This window comes from Phocaeicola sartorii JCM 17136 = DSM 21941 (assembly GCF_054653615.1).
In genome coordinates, this window is sequence record NZ_BAAIFW010000005.1 from 2523115 (window position 1) to 2542014 (window position 18900).

The window sequence follows — 18900 nt, forward strand, 5'->3', positions numbered from 1 at the left end:
ATCACTCTTTCACTTTTTTCAATACCACAGCCGAACGGGCAGGCAGATACAGTTTCAGCCATTCCTTCTTATCCCTTTTATAAAGAGGATCGAAATTAGTGAAATGACGTACACTGTCGTCAGCCAGACCATTGCCTCCAAAAACTGTCGCATCCGTATTCAATACCACATCATACGCTCCGACAGGTACCAGGAAACCATAGTCCGTAAATGACTTGGTAGGATTGAAATTAAACACAAAAATCAAATTCTTACGGCGGTAAGCCAGCACCTGGTCACCATCATTATGCCATACCTCAATGACTGGAGTGTCTTGAATATTCTTCACACTTTCAATGAGATGAACCATCGCTGAATCAAAATCGCCCAAGTAATGGTAACACAGGTTCTTATTATCAAACAGCCCCCACTGACGACGGGCATATTTATGCGACCATCCGTTACCTTCACGTGGAAAATCAATCCATTCGGGATGCCCGAATTCATTACCCATAAAGTTCAAATATCCTCCATTGATGGTAGAGGCTGTAAGCAAACGGATCATTTTATGCAATGCGATGCCACGATGAACCGTGTAGTTCTCATCCCCTTTCTGGAAATGCCAATACATATCAGCATCTATCAGGCGGAAAATAATTGTCTTATCACCCACCAACGCCTGGTCATGGCTTTCGGCATACGAAATAGTCTTCTCGTCCTTACGTCTGTTGGTCACTTCCCAGAACATGCTGCTCGGCTTCCAGTCCTCATCAATCTTTTCCTTGATCGTCTTAATCCAATAATCCGGAATGTTCATGGCCATACGGTAATCAAATCCATATCCGCCATCTTGAATCGGTGCCGCCAGTCCGGGCATACCCGAAACTTCTTCCGCAATGGTAATCGCTTTGGAGTTTACCTGATGAATCAACTTGTTGGCCAATGTCAAATAACAAATCGCATTATCATCTTGATTCCCGTTAAAGTAATCTCCATAATTACAGAACGCCTCTCCCAAGCCGTGGCTATAATACAACATAGATGTCACGCCGTCAAAACGGAAACCGTCAAAACGGAATTCATCCATCCAATACTTACAATTGGACAGCAAGAAATGAACCACTTCATTCTTACCATAATCAAAGCATAAGGAATCCCATGCCGGATGTTCACGACGGCTGCCTGGATAGAAGTATTGATTCGGATCACCGGCAAAATTGCCAAGTCCCTCCACTTCATTCTTCACAGCATGAGAATGCACGATGTCCATAATGACGGCAATTCCCATTCTATGAGCCGTATCAATCAATTCCTTCAACTCATCCGGCGTACCGAAACGGGACGACGGAGCGAAGAAACTGGATACATGATACCCGAAACTTCCATAGTAAGGATGTTCCTGGATAGCCATAATCTGAATGCAGTTATATCCGGCCTCTGCTACGCGCGGCAATATTTTTTCACGGAATTCATTATAAGTTCCTACCTTTTCTTCTTCCTGAGCCATACCGATATGGCATTCATAAATCATCAAAGGATCGGTCTTTGCACGGAACACTTTCTTTCTGAACTGGTAGGGATGCTCCGGTTCCCAAACTTGTGCGCTGAATATCTTTGTCTGCTCATCTTGTACCACACGATTTGCCCATGCCGGAATACGCTCACCTTCACCGCCTTTCCAACGGATTTTCAACTTATACAAGTCACCATGCCTTATAGCACTGCTTTGTAATTCCACCTCCCATACACCAGGAGAGTTTTTTACGCGGTACATTCTATAATCGCCATGCTCTTTCCAATCGTTGAAATCTCCGATAAGATATATTTCCTTCGCATTCGGAGCCCATTCACGGAACACCCACCCTCTTCTGGTACGATGCAAGCCGAAATATAAATATCCGGTGGCAAAGTCCGACAAAGTTCCTTTACCTCCGGTCAGTTCCAATTCTTTATCCAATGCATGCTGATGGCGTCCTTCAATAGCCGCCGAATACGGTTCCAGCCAAGGATCGCTTTCTATTATGCCTAATTTAGGAGTGGTATTTTCCATAATATGATTACTTGTAGTTATTCTCTTTTCAAACCAAAACTTTCACGATCACTTTCTTCACACCTTCAGGAGATACGCCCGGAGCATGAGCATCCTGTGGGAAGAAGATGGCAAACATTCCCGGCTTTACAGGAATATAGCTTTCGGCAAGTCCCGGATAGAATGAGATATCCTTATCTGCATCATAGTCAGCTTCGGGGAGGTCCTCACGTGCCGTATAGCCCATCACTTCCACCCCTGACAGAGGAATCTGTATATCAATAAACTGATTGTGAGTTTCTAATTTTGCTTCTTCTTTAGTCTTAGGCTTGGTCTGAGAAAAGTTTACTACCAGATCGTCACCCTGTAATTTTACTTTCCCTAATTCCTGAGCGTTCAAGTCTGTCGTCTTCAGAAATTCCATTGCCTTGGCAAACAAAGGGTTCAATGAAGCGTACTTTTCTAAGTTCTCTAATTTGTCTACTACCATAATTATTTCATTTTAATGGTTAAAATATTGCTTTTATCATTCAAAGTCGTCTATTGTGAAGTTTGTAAAATCGGCAAACCGCTTCAGTTGCCTGAAAACGTCTTCCACCTTGTCCAACAGGTCAGGAGCAAAGAAAAACGTATCAGGCACTATATAAGCACAGGTATAATCCTTGCATTTTAAATAATCTACATATTCAAAATCTTTCGGGAATCCTTTGGGAGCCGTTTTTAAATGATTTTCTCCGATAACAGGAAAATATTGCTTGAATGCAGGGTCTTCCACAATTCCTCTGTATTCATCTATATTGTCATAAACAGACTGGCGGACAGCTTTCAGCACTTTAGGTTCCAGACACCAGCTTCCACCAGCAAGCATACAGTTATCATGCTCTATATGAACATAGTATCCACAATGCTCCGATTTTTTCCCATGAGCGTTGATATAACCGCCCAAGTGTATTTTATAAGGAGTCTTATCGTTAGAGAACCGCGTGTCGCGATAAATACGGTATGTACAGTCCTTAGCCTGAATACCGACAATGCTTTCGTCAAACAATGAAATACGGGCGATGATTGCTGTCAGTAATTCCTCAAACTCTTTTTGAGCTTTCAGATATTCATCCTTATGTTTCTGAAACCACTCCCGATTATTGTTTGCAGCCAGATCTTTTAAAAATTGAAAGATAACAGATACATTCATGTTACATTTGTTCATGTGTTCACTTGACAAACTTACAAAATATATTTGTAACGAACTAGAAAAAAGTGAAGTATTTATTTTTTTCCCAAGATCTTGAGAAACTCATCATGCAGTTTTCCATTGGTAGCCAACACTTCACGGCCGGAATAAAAGTCTCCCCCTCCGCTGTAATCTGTCACTTTTCCACCGGCATTCATCAAGATTATCGAACCTGCCGCGATATCCCACGGGCCCAGCAGTCCTTCTATGCGGGCTTCAAAGCGTCCGGCAGCTACATAGCAAAGTTCTGCCGCAGCCGCTCCCTGCAGACGCATACCTCCCACATTCCCATATAACTCGTGCACAATATGTTCCGCCAATGGCTTATACTTTTGCGAATCGTATGGAAAGCCTAACGCCACAAACGCTTCGTCCATATCAGAGACATCTGATACATGTATTTCTTTGTTGTTCAAATAAGAGGGCGCTCCTTTATAAGTCCAGTAAAGTTCATTGCGGCATACCTCATACACCACGCCAACCAGCAGCTCTTCTTTATTGCGAAGGGCGATACTTACACAATAAGGAGCATTATTATGGATAAAATTGGTTGTTCCGTCCAGCGGGTCCACTAGCCAGCAATAGTTTTCGGTAGTCAGGCTGCCCGAACCTTCTTCGGCGATGAATCCTGCCTCGGGAAGCAGCTCCCGGAGTTGAGCCACAATACGGCGTTCGGACTCTTTATCCACATACGACACATAGTCATGAGCATTTTTCTTTTCCACCTTACTACGGTCAAAACCGCTACGTTCATTACAAAGAAAAGCACCCGTCCGGAGTGCTATTTCACGTACTTTCAACGTTATATTCTCCAAATCCAGCATTGTATTCTTATTTTTGTTCTGCATCCAGCGTTCCAAACTTATAAACACCTTTACGGATTACATTTCCATTCTTGTCAGTCTCCACGAAGGCACCGTGTTTCTTCCCTTGTTTGAAAAATCCGTCATAGCGCACCCCGTTCTTATCTTCAAGCACGCCTTTGCCGTCTTCCTTTCCTTTCACGAAATGGCCCTTATATTTGGTTCCGTCAGCAGTGCGCAAAGTCCCTTCACCATCGGCCATGTTGTCTTTCCATTCACCTTCATAGTCATCACCATTCGCCCAGATGTAGTGCCCTTTACCGCAGCGCTGGTTGTTCACCCACTGCCCTTCATACACAGCGCCGTTGGCCCAAGTGAAGGTTCCGGTCCCGTGCTGTTCGCCGTCCTTGAACTGGCCTACATACTTGTCGCCATTCTTGTGTACATAGATTCCCTGCCCCGTGCGTTCACCGTTCACGTAGTCACCTTCGTAACGGTCACCACTGTTAAAGTAATAAATGCCTTTGCCGTGCTGCACATCATCCTTCCAGTCGCCCACATATTTGTCGCCGTTGACATAATGAAATGTCCCCTTTCCGTCACGTGCGTCATCTTTCCACTCACCTTCATATTTGGACTGGTCGGGCCATACCATAACACCCTGTCCGTTTTTCTTGTCTTCTTTCCATTCGCCCTCATATTTGGCTCCTGCTTTCCAAGTATAAGTGCCCTTTCCACTACGTTTGTCCTGAAACCAGTTACCTATATAAACATCTCCGTTATAATAATACATAGTGCCTTCACCCTGCTGATAGTCGGCAAACCACATACCTTCATACCGGTTATTATTCATAAAATAATAGGTTCCGCTGCCGTGTTGCTGGTCCTGGAACCATTGTCCCACATACTTTTCTCCATCGTGAAACGTATATGTCCCGTTCCCCTCGCGTTTACCTTTTATATATTCCCCTTCGTAGGTATTTCCGTTCTTGTAGGTTGTCTTTCCCTTACCGTTTGGTTTTCTACCTTTCAGTTCTCCGGTATATTCGCCCCCATCCTTAAATGTATAATTTCCGATTTTTATCTGAGCGGTGGCCCATGTGCTGACCGAGGCCAAAAGCAATAATATATATACGTATTTCTTCATTGGTTCGTTACTTCTAATAGATAAGATTTACGCCAAAGATACGATTTTCTATCTTTGGGCGTGATAGGTTATTACACTTTTTTACCCGCAATGACCTCTATTAAGTTTTCTTTGCAGAAATACTTTTGAGCCAATATGCGTATTTCTTCTCTGGTAATTCCCCGGATAGCATCCAGCGAACGGATAAAGAAGCATTCGTCCAGTCCTGCCGTTTCTATATAAATCCAGGCATCAGACAAAGAAAAAGGCCCCTCATACGACCGGCATAAATCGCCCAGCATATAGTTCTTCACCATCTCCAACTCTTCTTGAGGGACAAGATCATTACACAGTTTGTCCATCTCCCGATAAACTTCTGTTATAATAGAATCCACATATTCATTAGCCGCCTCGGTACTGACAGCCAGTATTCCTGTTCCCGGATAGGACACGATACCCGCGCCGATGCCGTATGTATATCCCTTGTCTTCACGGATATTGGACATCAGACGGCTTCCGAAATAACCGCCAAACAAAGTGACCATGACACGCGTCTTTAAAAAATCCGGATGATGACGATCCATTACGAAACATCCCATTTTCAAGGAACTTTGAAGCGCATCCTCACGTTCTATAAAGATACGCTTTTCTTTAGCGGTAACCGGAGAAACAAGCGTTGTAACCGCTTTCTCCGTCACTTCCCCCCATTGTCCGCTTCCCAAGCTATCTTCTATGCAACGAATTATTTCCGATGTCACCTTTCCCGAAATATATACCGAGCAATTGCCAGAGTGATAGTATTTCTGATAAAACGAGCGGAGCACCTCCGGAGTGATCCGGTCATAATCTTCCGCCACAGCATAGCGCCCGAAAGGATGCTCCGGACCGAATAAAGCCTTGTTTAACTGTTTTCGAGCAATCATCTCCACCCGGGTGCTGTTCACCAGAAATTGCTGTTTGTTTGTATCGGCCACAACAGAAAGCTCCTTTGCCGGAAATGCCGGCGCCTTTATCATTTCAGAGATGACAGCCAGCGTACGAGCAAAATATTTATTCAATGAATAAAGTGTAATGAATCCATAATTTACGGAAGAAGACAATTCAAGCCACGCTCCGTAATAATCCAATCGTTCCGCTATTTGCGCAGAAGTGAGATTCCCCGCTCCTTCACGTAGCATCCTGTTGGTGAACATGGCCTGCAATGGCTGTTCCTGATTCCATTGTCCGCCCCCTATCAAAAGATCAAAACGTACAACATCCTCGTTTCCCGCATGAATGATATTCAGAGGCATCCCGTTCTTCATCGTCCTCCTGTCGGGACGGGTTATACTGAATTCGCTTAGTTGGCGGATGGGCGGTGGGGTGGTTCTGTCCAGCATTTACTCCCCCTCCCTCTGTTTTAGAAATACTTCGGCACGTGCCAGATCCTGAGGCGTATCAATGCCTATCGTCTCCACTTCACTGATTCCCACCTTTATAATATAACCATTTTCCAGCCAGCGAAGCTGCTCCAACGATTCAGCCAGCTCCAGCGAAGATTGTGGAAGTGAAGTTATTTCTTTCAGCACATCGGCCCGATAAGCATACAGCCCGATATGTTTATAATAGGTATGCCCTTTCAGCCAGTTGGCCTTTTCCACATTACGCTGGAAAGGAATGATGGAACGGCTGAAATACAAAGCGTCCATATTCTTACCGACGACCACTTTAGGGGAGTTTACATTTTCCAAGGTTTCGAACCCGTCATTGAAAGTGAAAGGTTTCACCAATGTCGCGATCTGTGTGACGGGGTTTTCAAAACAAGCTTTTACGGCTTCAAGCTGTGACTTTTGAATAAAAGGTTCATCGCCCTGGATGTTCACAATCACATCATATCCTTGTCCCACTTTTGTATAAGCCTCATAACAACGGTCTGTACCGCTTTTATGATGGACAGAGGTCATGACAACCTTGCCTCCAAAAGCTTTTACCGCAGCTTCAATACGCTCATCGTCCGTCGCCACGTATGCTTCATCCAATATGCCGACCACTTGTTCATAGACCCTCTGAATCACAGGCTTACCTCCCAAGACGGCCAAAGGTTTGGCAGGAAAACGTGTGGAAGCATATCTAGCTGGAATAATTCCAATAAATTTCATGGTATCATTTCTTTTATATATTCATGCAAAAGTAACAAAAACATTTCATACATTTGCACCATTAATGCAATTAAATGTTATGGACGAACACCATTGTCTGCTTTGTATGGGCTCTAACACAAACCGTCACGCGCAACTATCAGTCGCACGGGAGGCGTTGCGCGCCACATTTCCCGACATTCATTTCGGCGAGATGATGGAAACGGAAGCTGTCGGCAGCGGATTCCACTCCCCTTTCAGCAATCAACTGGCCAAATTCAGCACAACGCTTTCGCCCGATTCTGTCCATTATTTATTTAAGGAGCTGGAGCGACGCTGCGGACGGATTCCTGAAGACAAGGACCAAGGAGTAGTAAAACTGGATATCGACCTGCTGGTCTTTGACAAGAAGATATTGAAACCTGAAGATATGGAAAGAGAATATATCCGCCGCGGAATGTCTGTTTTTTTTTAGAACTTATACCTCATTATATTAGTCTTCATTCACCGTGAGGACAACCTGTCCCCATCCGCCCCTGCGGTGAACGATAGTGTTACAGAGAGTGCCATTCGGACGGATGGGATTGTTCCCTAATTTCTGGTTTGTGGAAGAAAAAGGTAAAGAATATCATCAGTATATAGAACACAGGAAATAAGAAAATGTAGAAATCATATTAAGCAGATTAAGAAAATGAAAAGGTTATTCATTCTCACAACCTTTCTTCTCAGCATCAGTCCCATTTGTTTGAATGCACAGGAACTCACGCTGGAAAAGTGTCAGCAGCAAGCCCGGGCGCATTATCCGCTGATTAAACGGTACGGGCTGATTGAAAAGACGAAAGAATACAACATCTCCAACATCGACAAGGGTTATCTGCCACAGGTTTCATTGTCCGCCAAAGCCAGTTATCAATCGAATGACCGCAGCTCTTGTTCCACCCGGTTGGTGCAGAAAGTGGGCGCTTCCGAATATTTTCATCTGATAGATATTTTAAACAGCTATCAGGAAGCGATGCAATGCATTGAGAAAGGAGACGTCGATCTTATTTTGGAGATTCCGCCACACTTTGAACGCGACTTGCTGAAGAATGGCATGGCGAAGGTACTGATTTCATCCAACACCGTAAACGGAACGAAAGGAACGCTGGGAAGTTTCTATCTTAGTAATATACTATGCCTCCGGAATCCAAACGTCCCATTCCGGCTCTATTTCTCCCTTCCCGGTAATAAATATAGATACCCAAGGACGTTTCAACCCCTATTTGGATTATAAGGTATTTATGGTTCCGGCATTGATGGCGCAATTGCTGATGATGCTATGCGGATTTCTGCCTGCTCTTAATATTGTGAGTGAAAAAGAATTCGGAACCATCGAGCAGATCAATGTAGTTACAAAAAGAATTCATAACAAATAAATCGGAACATTTGCTTGTTTATCATTGTTAATATCAGTAGCTTAGCAGTCTATTGCTAACCTGATTTTAAATCTCTAAAAGAAAAAGTTATGAAATTCTTTATTGACACAGCCAACCTGGAACAAATCCGTGAGGCAAACGCATTGGGCGTACTGGATGGTGTAACCACTAATCCCTCTTTAATGGCCAAAGAAGGCATTAAAGGAGTTGAAAACCAACATAAACATTACATCGAGATATGTAATATTATGGATGGAGATGTCAGCGCCGAAGTCATTGCCACCAATTACGAAGAAATGATTAAAGAGGGTGAGGAACTAGCCGCCCTTCATCCACACATCGTAGTAAAAGTTCCTTGTATTGAGGACGGAATCAAAGCTATCAAATATTTCAACAACAAAGGAATCCGCACTAATTGCACACTGGTTTTCTCTGCCGGACAGGCATTACTTGCAGCAAAAGCGGGGGCTACCTATGTATCCCCGTTCGTCGGCAGACTGGACGATATTTGCAGTGACGGCGTAGGACTGGTTGCACAAATTGTGGAATTGTACCAAACGTATGATTACAAGACACAGGTTCTTGCAGCCTCCATCAGAAACACCTTACATATATTACAATGCGCGAAAGTGGGAGCAGATGTAGTAACCTGCCCGTTATCCGCCATTAAAGGTCTGTTGAATCATCCTTTGACAAACATAGGCTTGGAAAAGTTCCTTTCTGATTACAAGAAGGTAAACGAATAATGAAAACATCCCCCCGTCGGTGTGAAGGCGGGGACCTATCCTTCCGTACCATGCACTGCAAGGACTTATTTGAACTTCAAGTATCCTATACGGGTATATTTGACTCCTTTACTCTCATACAGAGAAAGGACCTTAGCCGATTTTAAATACAGGCTTTCATGGGGAGCGAGCTTTTTGGTGTAGCAGCTCAATCTGTCCGGCGAGACGCTGGCAGCAGCCGCCTTTATAACAAAAGTGTAACGGTTGCCGTCAGCATCAGCGGCAAGCACATTCTGGTCTACATAATATCCGGTTGTTTTGTAAGTGTCCAGCTGCAATCTTGTCCCCAAGACTTCCAGCCGCAGATCGGTCAGCCTTTCCCCCGGAGAACCTATGAAACGGCTTCCGGCCGGTAAATGATATTTCCGGATGACTGTTTCATAATGCACAGTGGCAAAAGCCTTTGCCAGCATGGCCAACTTCTTGTCTCTAGGATTCCGGGCTTCAAACTTATGTGCCAGCCAAAGCACATAGTTAGGGTCAATGTAATAGACTTCCGCCAATCTTTTTCCACGATATTTTCCAAATGCGACAATATCATCGGACATTCCATAATAGGACTCAAAGAACGTATTATCCTTTATTTTCAGCAGAACATTACAGTTCTGCAAATACTGAAAGGCACGCTCCGCCGCATCATCAAAAGTAACAGCCAGCGATTGAATAAATAAAGGAGCATAGGTATCATCCGGGAATATACGCCACAAAGCGTAATATGATCGGTAAGGGGTAGAAACACTGATTGCATAAAATCCCACATCTTCTCTACGGCCTTTATTGAAGTTATCTATTTTTTGGAAAACTCTCTCGGCCATAACATCAGTTATCTGATACAAAGTCACATCTCTATCCATAATTACCTCCTGTCTTTATTAAGGTAAAGATTTTCTTTCTGTAAATATAGCATTTTTCTATGAAACGGCAAGTGTTTTCACCATTTTTACATAAATTATTTTCCATAATACCATGTATAGAAACAACCATTTATAAAAGTACAGCAATAAAAAAGTCTGTTTGCTTTCCTTCGCAAACAGACTTTTTTATTTATAGATTTTCCAATTACTCAAATATATTATCCAAGCCTCCGGTCTCTTCTACCGAGATTTCATCTATCAAGGTATCTTTGCAAGGATCAAAGTCATCGGGTATATTGAATTTCTCATCCTGAGAATATCCCAAGCTCTTGTCTTTATAGACTTTCTGCATATAAAGTCCCCAGATGGGAAGTGCCATGGCAGCTCCCTGCCCGTCTACCATCGTGTCAAAATGAATATCACGTTCTTCACCGCCTACCCACACGCCGGACACCAATGAGGGAGTGAATCCCATGAACCAGCCGTCTGAGTTACGGTTAGTGGTGCCCGTCTTACCTCCCATATCGGCAGTGATACCATACAGGCGGCGTACACGCCCACCGGTACCCTCATTGACCACAGCCCTCAGCATGACCAGCATCTTATAGGCACTGGTTTCGCTAATCACCTCATCCATCTGCGGAGTAAAGTTCGCCAATATATTTCCTTCATTATCCTCAATACGGGTCACAAATACCGGTGCTGTACGGATACCCCGGTTGGCAAATGCCGAATAGGCGCTGACCATCTCTCCTACAGAGATTTCACAAGGCCCTAGACAGAGCGAGACTACAGGATCTATCTGTTTGTTCTGTACACCGAATGAATGAATCAGACGAACCAACGCATATGGACTAAGTTTTCCCATCAGATAAGCCGTTACCCAGTTGTCGGAATTAGCCAGCCCCCATTTAATCGTTACCATTTCTCCATACCGCTTCTTGCTGGCGTTACGTGGCGACCATGGACGACCATTCTCATCTATCAATGTCTGTTCGACATGGCGAACCTGATCACAAGGTGAAAAACCGTTTTCCATAGCCAGTGTATAAACATAAGGCTTTACAGTAGAACCAATTTGGCGGCGGCCGACCATCGCCATATCATATTGAAAATAATTATAGTTAGGTCCACCTACATACGCCTTCACATGACCAGTTAAGGGATCCATAGACATAAATCCTGCTCTAAGGAAGAATTTATAATATTTCAAGGAATCCATCGGAGTCATAATAGTATCCTTTTCGCCCTCGTATGAAAATACAGACATTTCGTATTTAGTATTGAACGCCTTCTTTATTTCCGCTTCCGAGCATCCGGCTTCTTTCATGATACGATAGCGGTCAGTCTGCTTCATGGCCCTGGTCATGATGGAATTCACCTCCTCCTCTGTCAATTGGTTCGTAAACGGAGCAGTTTTCTTCTTCCGCTTTTCCTTGAAGAAACGGGGTTGGAGGTATTGTGCCACATGTTCATACACTGCTTCTTCCGCATACTTCTGCATACGTGAGTCGATAGTGGTATAAATCTTCAAACCATCTGTATAGATATTATAGTTAGTACCGTCTTTCTTCTTATTCTTGGCACACCATCCGAAGAGCGGATTGGTCTTCCACGCCAATGAATCCTCGTAATACTTCTGCATCTGCCATCCACGATATTCACTCTTCTTCGGCTCCTTGGCAGTCATTACGCCACGCAGATATTCACGGAAGTAAGTTGCCAGCCCTTCTTTATGATCCACACGACGATATTTCAAAACCAGAGGCAATGCCTTTAATGAATCGGCTTCCGCATCAGTCAAGTAACCAGCCTTCCGCATCTGGTCGAGCACTACATTACGCCGTCCACGTGAACGTTCATTGAAACGTTTCGGATTGTAAAGTGACGGATTCTTGCACATACCTACCAAAGTAGCCGCTTCCTCAACGCTCAAATCTTTCGGCTCCTTCGAGAAGTAAGTATTGGCAGCAGTTTTGATACCGACTGCATTATTCAGAAAATCGAACTTATTAAGATACATGGTCAGAATCTCTTCTTTTGTATAATAGCGTTCCAACTGAACAGCTATCACCCATTCAATGGGTTTCTGTAGCAGACGTTCCATCACATTATCCGCCGTAGGCGAATAGAACTGTTTTGCCAACTGTTGGGTTATGGTACTACCACCACCGGCATTCTTCTGCATCATCACCCCCCGTTTCACCAAAGCACGGACAAAAGCACGTGCATCAATACCGGAATGTTCCGCAAAGCGTTCATCCTCGGTGGCAATCAGCGCACGGATCAGATTCGATGATAGCTGATCATATCCTACGAATACACGATTCTCCTTACTAAGCGACCAAGTACCCAACATCTTGCCATCATCGGATATAATCTCGGTTGCAAACTTCAAATTCGGATTTTCCAATTCCTCAACAGGCGGTACATATCCAATTCTTCCTTTCGCTATCGCGGTGAATACGAGTGTTATAACTAACAGTACGCCGACAACAAGAGCCCAAAGCACGTATATAAATTTCTTCCTCATGACGTTTTCTTGTAATTAATGGTACAAAAGTAAGGAAAAACTTTGAAATAGAATGTGTTTCTAACAAAGTTCAACGAAATATCTTTTAATTCTTCGCTCATTTATTTTTTTTTCATACCTTTACACTCCGTATAAGATTGTAATCATAAATACAAACCCAATATGGAAAATAGAAGTTTAGTCACTATTGCCGAACACTCGAAGGAGAAAATCCTCTACCTTCTGGAGATGGCAAAAGAGTTTGAAAAGAAGCCTAACCGTAAAATTCTGGACGGCAAAGTTGTCGCCACTCTTTTCTTTGAACCCTCCACCCGTACACGACTTAGTTTTGAAACAGCAGCAAACAGACTGGGAGCCCGCGTTATCGGATTCACAGATCCCAAAGTAACCAGTTCTTCAAAAGGGGAAACATTGAAAGATACCATCATGATGGTAAGCAATTACGCCGACATCATCGTAATGCGCCATTTTTTGGAAGGTGCCGCAAGGTATGCCAGTGAAGTCGCCCCAGTGCCTATAGTCAATGCCGGAGACGGAGCCAACCAGCATCCTTCACAAACCATGCTAGACCTCTACTCCATATATAAGACACAGGGAACGCTTGAAAATCTGAATATCTATCTAGTAGGTGATTTGAAGTACGGACGGACTGTTCATTCCTTGCTGATGGCCATGCGCCACTTCAACCCCACTTTCCATTTCATCGCTCCGGAAGAATTGAAAATGCCCGAAGAATATAAAATATACTGCAAGGAACACCATATTAAATACAAAGAATATACAGATTTCAACGAAGAAACCATTGCCGACGCTGACATTCTTTACATGACCCGCGTACAACGCGAACGTTTCACCGACTTGATGGAATATGAACGTGTGAAAGATGTATATATATTAAGGAATAAGATGCTGGAACATACCCGGCCCAATCTGCGTATCTTGCACCCTCTGCCCCGCGTCAACGAAATAGCATACGATGTGGACGAGAATCCAAAAGCTTACTACTTCCAGCAGGCACAAAATGGACTTTATGCGCGCCAAGCCATCCTTTGTGATGTCTTGGGCATAACCTTGGACGATGTTATAAAAGATGCAAAAAAGTAAAAAAAGAATGAAGATGAGCGATAACAAACAAGCATTGCAGGTAGCTGCATTGAAAAACGGCACTGTCATAGACCATATACCTTCCGATAAATTATTTACTGTAGTCGCCCTGTTGGGATTACAGGATTCAGACTCTAACATAACCATCGGAAACAACTTTGAGAGCAAGAAACTTGGCAAAAAAGGAATTATTAAAGTGGCCGACCGCTTCTTTACCGATGAGGAAATAAGCCGACTTTCCGTAGTAGCCCCGAATGTGAAACTGAACATTATCCATGATTATGAAGTGGTGGAAAAGAAGCAAGTCCTGATGCCTCAAGAATTACGAGGCATTGTAAAATGCGCCAATCCCAAATGTATCACCAACAATGAGCCAATGACCACCCTGTTTCATGTAATTGACAAAGAACATGGAATCTTGAAATGTCATTACTGTGAAAAAGAACAAAGTAAAGAAGGTATCAAATTGCTATAATCATTATGAAACAAGACTGGAAGCCGGGGACTATGATTTATCCTCTTCCGGCCCTATTGGTAAGTTGCGGAAGTACGGAAGAAGAATATAACATTATCACAGTGGCATGGGCAGGTACTATTTGTACCAACCCTGCCATGTGCTATATATCCGTGCGCCCGGAACGCTATTCCTACCCCATTTTGAAACGGAATATGGAATTCGTCATAAACCTTACCACCAAAGACATGGCATTTGCCACCGACTGGTGCGGAGTGCGTTCGGGCAAGGATTACAATAAATTTGAGGAAATGAAGCTGACTCCGGGAAAAGCGAAAATAGTCAGTGCGCCCATCATCGAGGAATCTCCGCTCTGTATAGAGTGCAGGGTAAAGGAAATCATTTCACTAGGATCTCATGACATGTTTATAGCCGATGTGGTAAATGTAAAAGCCGATGATAAATACCTGAATACGGAAACAGGAAAATTCGAATTGTCCCAAGCTAATCCGTTAGTCTATGTTCATGGCGGGTATTTTGAATTGGGGCCGAAAGTCGGAAAATTCGGCTGGTCTGTAGAAAAGAACAGATCACAGACCAAAAGAAATTCTGAAGGCCTCCTATGATGAAAAAGCTCCTTTTATTAATCGCTTTATTGCTCCTTGCCCTGCCCATTACAGCACAAGAAACAAAGAAAGGCCCGAAAGAGGAGCCTAAAATAAATGTGGGAATAAAAGGAGGTTTCAACTCTTCCATGTACTTCACCAGCCGGTTAGAACTAGACGGGGAACGAATGGAAGATGTACAAAACAATTATAAGGTAGGCTATTTCACCGCCCTGTTTTTCCGGATACACATGAAAAGACATTTCATCCAACCCGAAATAATGTATAATGTTTATAAAGGTGAAATAGCTTTCAATAAAAATCAAAACAAAGAAAACACCCTCCCCGAGTTTGCCAAACTGAACAGCACCATCCACTCTTTGGAGCTACCTATATTATATGGCTATAGTTTTGTAAAAAGCAGGCCTTACGGCATGGCTCTTTTTATCGGTCCCAAACTGGAATATGTATGGAAACATAAAACCTTCGAAGAGTTTGAAGGATTCGGGTATTCCGATATAAAAGAAGAATTACACCCTATTAATATAAGCTCCATTATCGGATTAGGAGTAAATATCGCTAATATATTTTTTGATTTCCGGTATGAAATCGGACTTACCAATATCTCCAGATCAATTACTTATAAGGAAAATACAGATGGAATAAGATCCCGGGGAAAAGGTATCTCCATCAATCGCCATCGCAATGTGTTAAGTTTCTCGTTAGGGGTTATTTTCTGAAGCAGGAGTTCCTTTTCATGAAGTATCCGACTTATATCATAATGCTACATTTGTACGCTAACCTATCAAGAAAAGAGCCACCACTTTCAAGTTTTTATTCACTTTAGCGCTTACAACATAACAAAAAGAAATCCGTCCCTGTTTTTTTCTATAGTCTCACCAAATATTTTCTTCTAAATAATTTCCTTATATTCTAAAATTACTTAACTTTGTGAACTCAGAATCGAATATCGCACATAAACTTATTATAATAAAGAAATGAAAAGAGACGATTTGATTTTCGACATTATCGAAAAAGAGCATCAACGCCAGCTCAAAGGTATCGAGTTGATCGCATCCGAAAACTTTGTTAGTGACCAAGTAATGCAAGCCATGGGTTCTTGCCTTACCAACAAGTATGCTGAAGGGTATCCCGGCAAGCGCTACTATGGCGGTTGCGAAGTGGTAGACCAGAGCGAACAAATCGCTATCGACAGATTGAAACAAATATTTGGAGCAGAATGGGCTAATGTACAACCCCACTCCGGAGCACAGGCCAATGCGGCCGTATTCCTAGCCGTTTTGAATCCGGGTGACAAATTTATGGGATTAAATCTGGCTCATGGCGGTCACTTGTCACATGGCTCGTTAGTTAACACATCCGGAATTATTTATACTCCGTGTGAATACAACTTGAACAAAGAAACAGGCCGTGTAGATTACGATCAGATGGAAGAAATCGCATTACGTGAAAAACCCAAAATGATTATCGGTGGAGGTTCAGCATATTCTCGCGAGTGGGACTACAAACGTATGCGTGAAATCGCAGATAAGGTGGGTGCCATCCTGATGATCGACATGGCCCACCCTGCAGGGCTGATTGCCGCCGGACTGTTGGAAAACCCGGTTAAATATGCTCATATCGTCACTTCAACAACCCACAAAACTCTTCGTGGTCCTCGTGGAGGTGTCATCATGATGGGCAAAGACTTCCCTAACCCATGGGGTAAGAAAACTCCGAAAGGCGAAATCAAAATGATGTCACAGCTTTTGGATTCTGCTGTATTCCCTGGTATCCAAGGAGGTCCGTTGGAACATGTCATCGCAGCCAAAGCCGTTGCATTCGGTGAATGTTTACAACCTGAATACAAAGAATATCAAGCACAAGTAAAAAAGAATGCAGCTGTATTGGCACAGGCTCTGATCGACCGTGGTTTTACGATTGTTTCCGGTGGTACAGACAACCACTCCATGCTGGTAGATCTACGCACCAAATATCCTGATCTGACAGGCAAGGTAGCAGAAAAGGCATTGGTTGCCGCCGATATCACTGTAAACAAGAACATGGTTCCGTTTGACAGCCGTTCCGCTTTCCAGACTTCAGGTATCCGTTTGGGAACTCCAGCCATCACAACCCGCGGTGCAAAAGAAGACTTGATGTTGGAAATTGCCGAAATGATTGAAACTGTTCTTTCAAATGTAGATAATGAAGAAGTGATTGCACAAGTTCGTGCACGCGTAAACGAAACTATGAAGAAATATCCTATTTTCGCTTACTAATCAACGATTTCTATCAATACTCATAAAAGACTTTGGAGTGTTTTGAAAAGGTTTGGTCCTTCTTCAAGAACTCCAAAGTTTTTTTATGGAACATACAGAACATTTAAAAAGAACAATAGAAACGTATTTTTACCGGCAGACTCCACTGAAATCAGTATAAATTTCTACCTTTGCAGACTATTTATTGTTAATGACGAATGAAAGGAACTAAGAATCTGACTCAAGGCCCCATCCTGAAACAATTGTTTACTTTGGCAATGCCCATTATGGCCACTTCATTCATACAGATGGCATATAGTCTGACCGACATGGCTTGGGTAGGAAGAATAGGAAGTGAAGCAATAGCTGCCGTAGGTTCGGTAGGGATTCTTACGTGGATGTCTACATCTATCTCCTTGCTGAACAAGGTAGGTTCGGAAGTCAGCGTAGGACAAGCCATCGGGGCACAAGACGAACAAGCCACCCGAGCGCTTGCGTCACATAATCTTACTTTATCATTACTTATATCATTGAGTTGGGGAGCATTGTTATTCATCTTTGCCACTCCCATTATCAGCATCTATGAACTGAAACCCCACATAGCCGAAATAGCCGTGGAATATCTACGGATTATAGCAACCGCCTTTCCTTTCGTCTTTTTATCAGCTGCCTTTACAGGGATATTCAATGCCGCCGGACGAAGCAAAATACCTTTCTCCATTAACGGTATCGGACTGATTATAAACATGATATTAGACCCTGTTTTTATCTTTGGTTTAAATTGGGGGACTACAGGAGCCGCAATTGCCACTTGGCTGGCCGAAGCGACTGTATGTATGCTGTTTATCTATCAATTGAAACAAAAGAAAATATTATGGGATGACTTCCGGGTATTTACCAAACTGAAGAAACAATATACACGCCACATCCTGAAAATAGGACTGCCGGTAGCAGCACTCAATACATTATTCGCTTTCGTCAATATGTTTCTCGGAAGAACTGCCACAGAACAAGGGGGCCATTTAGGACTGATGGCACTCACTACCGGAGGACAAATCGAGGCCATCACCTGGAATACTTCCCAAGGTTTTTCTACCGCTCTCAGTGCTTTTGTGGCTCAAAACTATGCAGCACGACAAATCTCCCGTGTGCTGAAAGCCTATCGCACCACTTTATGGATGACATTTATATTCGGATCTTTCTGCACATTTCTCTTCATATACTACGGGAACGAAATTTTTAGTATCTTTGTCCCTGAAAAGGCGGCATACGAAACTGGTGGTGTATTCCTACGTATCGACGGATACTCGCAACTGTTTATGATGTTGGAAATTACTATACAGGGCGTATTTTATGGAATGGGGCGCACCATGCCTCCCGCTGTAATCAGCGTCAGTTGTAATTATCTACGCATCCCGATGGCATTGTTGTTCGTATCAGGAGGATGGGGCTTACCGGGTATTTGGTGGAGCATAAGTATTACAAGTACTATGAAAGGAATTATATGTCTGATCTGGTTTATGGTTATCAAAAAGAAAACTTTAAATTATCAGGCTGTTTAATGAACAATTTTTGCATTAAGTCATTAATATATTAAAATGAACATG

At 43.1% G+C, this 18900-nt stretch carries 17 protein-coding genes and 1 pseudogene; 9 read left to right on the forward strand and 9 right to left on the reverse strand.

The genetic code is table 11. The features are described from left to right. Position 1 precedes the first annotated feature (1 nt). From ACYQ0C_RS10680 to kdsB, 7 genes are all read right to left on the reverse strand, one after another. Entirely contained in the window at positions 2-2029 is a 2028-nt protein-coding gene (locus tag ACYQ0C_RS10680) for an alpha amylase C-terminal domain-containing protein (protein ID WP_016277559.1), read from the reverse strand. Positions 2030-2057: 28 nt separating this feature from the next. Continuing rightward, positions 2058-2498, reverse strand: a complete 441-nt coding sequence (locus ACYQ0C_RS10685) for a NanQ anomerase/TabA/YiaL family protein (protein WP_016277560.1) — start codon at positions 2496-2498, stop codon at positions 2058-2060. 36 nt (positions 2499-2534) lie between these two features. Continuing rightward, entirely contained in the window at positions 2535-3200 is a 666-nt protein-coding gene (locus tag ACYQ0C_RS10690; protein ID WP_016277561.1) for a DUF2461 domain-containing protein, read from the reverse strand. A gap of 74 nt (positions 3201-3274) precedes the next feature. Further along, a complete protein-coding gene (locus ACYQ0C_RS10695; protein ID WP_025076881.1) occupies positions 3275-4063 on the reverse strand; it encodes an inositol monophosphatase family protein in 789 nt (262 codons plus the stop codon). 7 nt (positions 4064-4070) lie between these two features. Beyond that, positions 4071-5189: a hypothetical protein gene (locus ACYQ0C_RS10700; protein WP_016277563.1), complete on the reverse strand. Its 1119-nt coding sequence runs from the start codon at positions 5187-5189 to the stop codon at positions 4071-4073. Between the two features lie 71 nt (positions 5190-5260). Continuing rightward, positions 5261-6547 (reverse strand): M16 family metallopeptidase, encoded by a 1287-nt coding sequence (locus ACYQ0C_RS10705; protein ID WP_016277564.1) that lies wholly within the window; start codon positions 6545-6547, stop codon positions 5261-5263. Further along, positions 6548-7306, reverse strand: a complete 759-nt coding sequence (gene kdsB / locus ACYQ0C_RS10710) for a 3-deoxy-manno-octulosonate cytidylyltransferase (protein WP_016277565.1) — start codon at positions 7304-7306, stop codon at positions 6548-6550. It lies immediately after the preceding gene. A 79-nt stretch (positions 7307-7385) separates the two neighbouring features. Here kdsB and ACYQ0C_RS10715 point away from each other — a divergent pair, with 79 nt between their 5' ends. From ACYQ0C_RS10715 to fsa, 3 genes and pseudogenes are all read left to right on the forward strand, one after another. Further along, positions 7386-7760 (forward strand): 2-amino-4-hydroxy-6-hydroxymethyldihydropteridine diphosphokinase, encoded by a 375-nt coding sequence (locus ACYQ0C_RS10715; RefSeq protein WP_016277566.1) that lies wholly within the window; start codon positions 7386-7388, stop codon positions 7758-7760. Positions 7761-7976: 216 nt separating this feature from the next. Continuing rightward, positions 7977-8673, forward strand: a pseudogene (locus tag ACYQ0C_RS10720) (ABC transporter permease); the annotation flags it as partial. Between the two features lie 116 nt (positions 8674-8789). Beyond that, complete coding sequence (gene fsa, locus ACYQ0C_RS10725; protein WP_016277568.1) at positions 8790-9446, forward strand: fructose-6-phosphate aldolase; 657 nt, start codon at positions 8790-8792, stop codon at positions 9444-9446. A 65-nt stretch (positions 9447-9511) separates the two neighbouring features. Here the strand turns inward: fsa and ACYQ0C_RS10730 are convergent, their stop codons facing one another. Both ACYQ0C_RS10730 and ACYQ0C_RS10735 read right to left on the reverse strand, forming a co-directional pair. Continuing rightward, entirely contained in the window at positions 9512-10339 is an 828-nt protein-coding gene (locus tag ACYQ0C_RS10730) for an exodeoxyribonuclease X C-terminal domain-containing protein (protein ID WP_016277569.1), read from the reverse strand. Positions 10340-10544: 205 nt separating this feature from the next. Beyond that, the gene (locus tag ACYQ0C_RS10735; RefSeq protein ID WP_016277570.1) at positions 10545-12872 is read right to left on the reverse strand and encodes a transglycosylase domain-containing protein; all 2328 of its coding nucleotides are present in this window, start codon (positions 12870-12872) and stop codon (positions 10545-10547) included. Positions 12873-13034: 162 nt separating this feature from the next. Here ACYQ0C_RS10735 and pyrB point away from each other — a divergent pair, with 162 nt between their 5' ends. The 6 genes from pyrB to ACYQ0C_RS10765 all read left to right on the forward strand — a co-directional run bounded on the left by pyrB (position 13035) and on the right by ACYQ0C_RS10765 (position 18855). Continuing rightward, the gene (gene pyrB / locus ACYQ0C_RS10740; protein ID WP_016277571.1) at positions 13035-13976 is read left to right on the forward strand and encodes an aspartate carbamoyltransferase; all 942 of its coding nucleotides are present in this window, start codon (positions 13035-13037) and stop codon (positions 13974-13976) included. A 7-nt stretch (positions 13977-13983) separates the two neighbouring features. Next, positions 13984-14451, forward strand: coding sequence for an aspartate carbamoyltransferase regulatory subunit (pyrI, locus tag ACYQ0C_RS10745; protein WP_025019503.1), 468 nt, complete (start codon positions 13984-13986; stop codon positions 14449-14451). A gap of 5 nt (positions 14452-14456) precedes the next feature. Beyond that, complete coding sequence (locus tag ACYQ0C_RS10750; protein WP_016277573.1) at positions 14457-15056, forward strand: flavin reductase family protein; 600 nt, start codon at positions 14457-14459, stop codon at positions 15054-15056. Beyond that, positions 15056-15775, forward strand: coding sequence for a porin family protein (locus ACYQ0C_RS10755; protein WP_025076880.1), 720 nt, complete (start codon positions 15056-15058; stop codon positions 15773-15775). Before ACYQ0C_RS10750 ends, ACYQ0C_RS10755 begins: the two co-directional genes overlap by 1 nt. A 258-nt stretch (positions 15776-16033) precedes the next feature. Next, positions 16034-17314, forward strand: coding sequence for a serine hydroxymethyltransferase (gene glyA, locus ACYQ0C_RS10760; RefSeq protein WP_016277575.1), 1281 nt, complete (start codon positions 16034-16036; stop codon positions 17312-17314). 197 nt (positions 17315-17511) lie between these two features. Next, a complete protein-coding gene (locus ACYQ0C_RS10765; protein WP_016277576.1) occupies positions 17512-18855 on the forward strand; it encodes an MATE family efflux transporter in 1344 nt (447 codons plus the stop codon). Positions 18856-18900 lie beyond the last annotated feature (45 nt).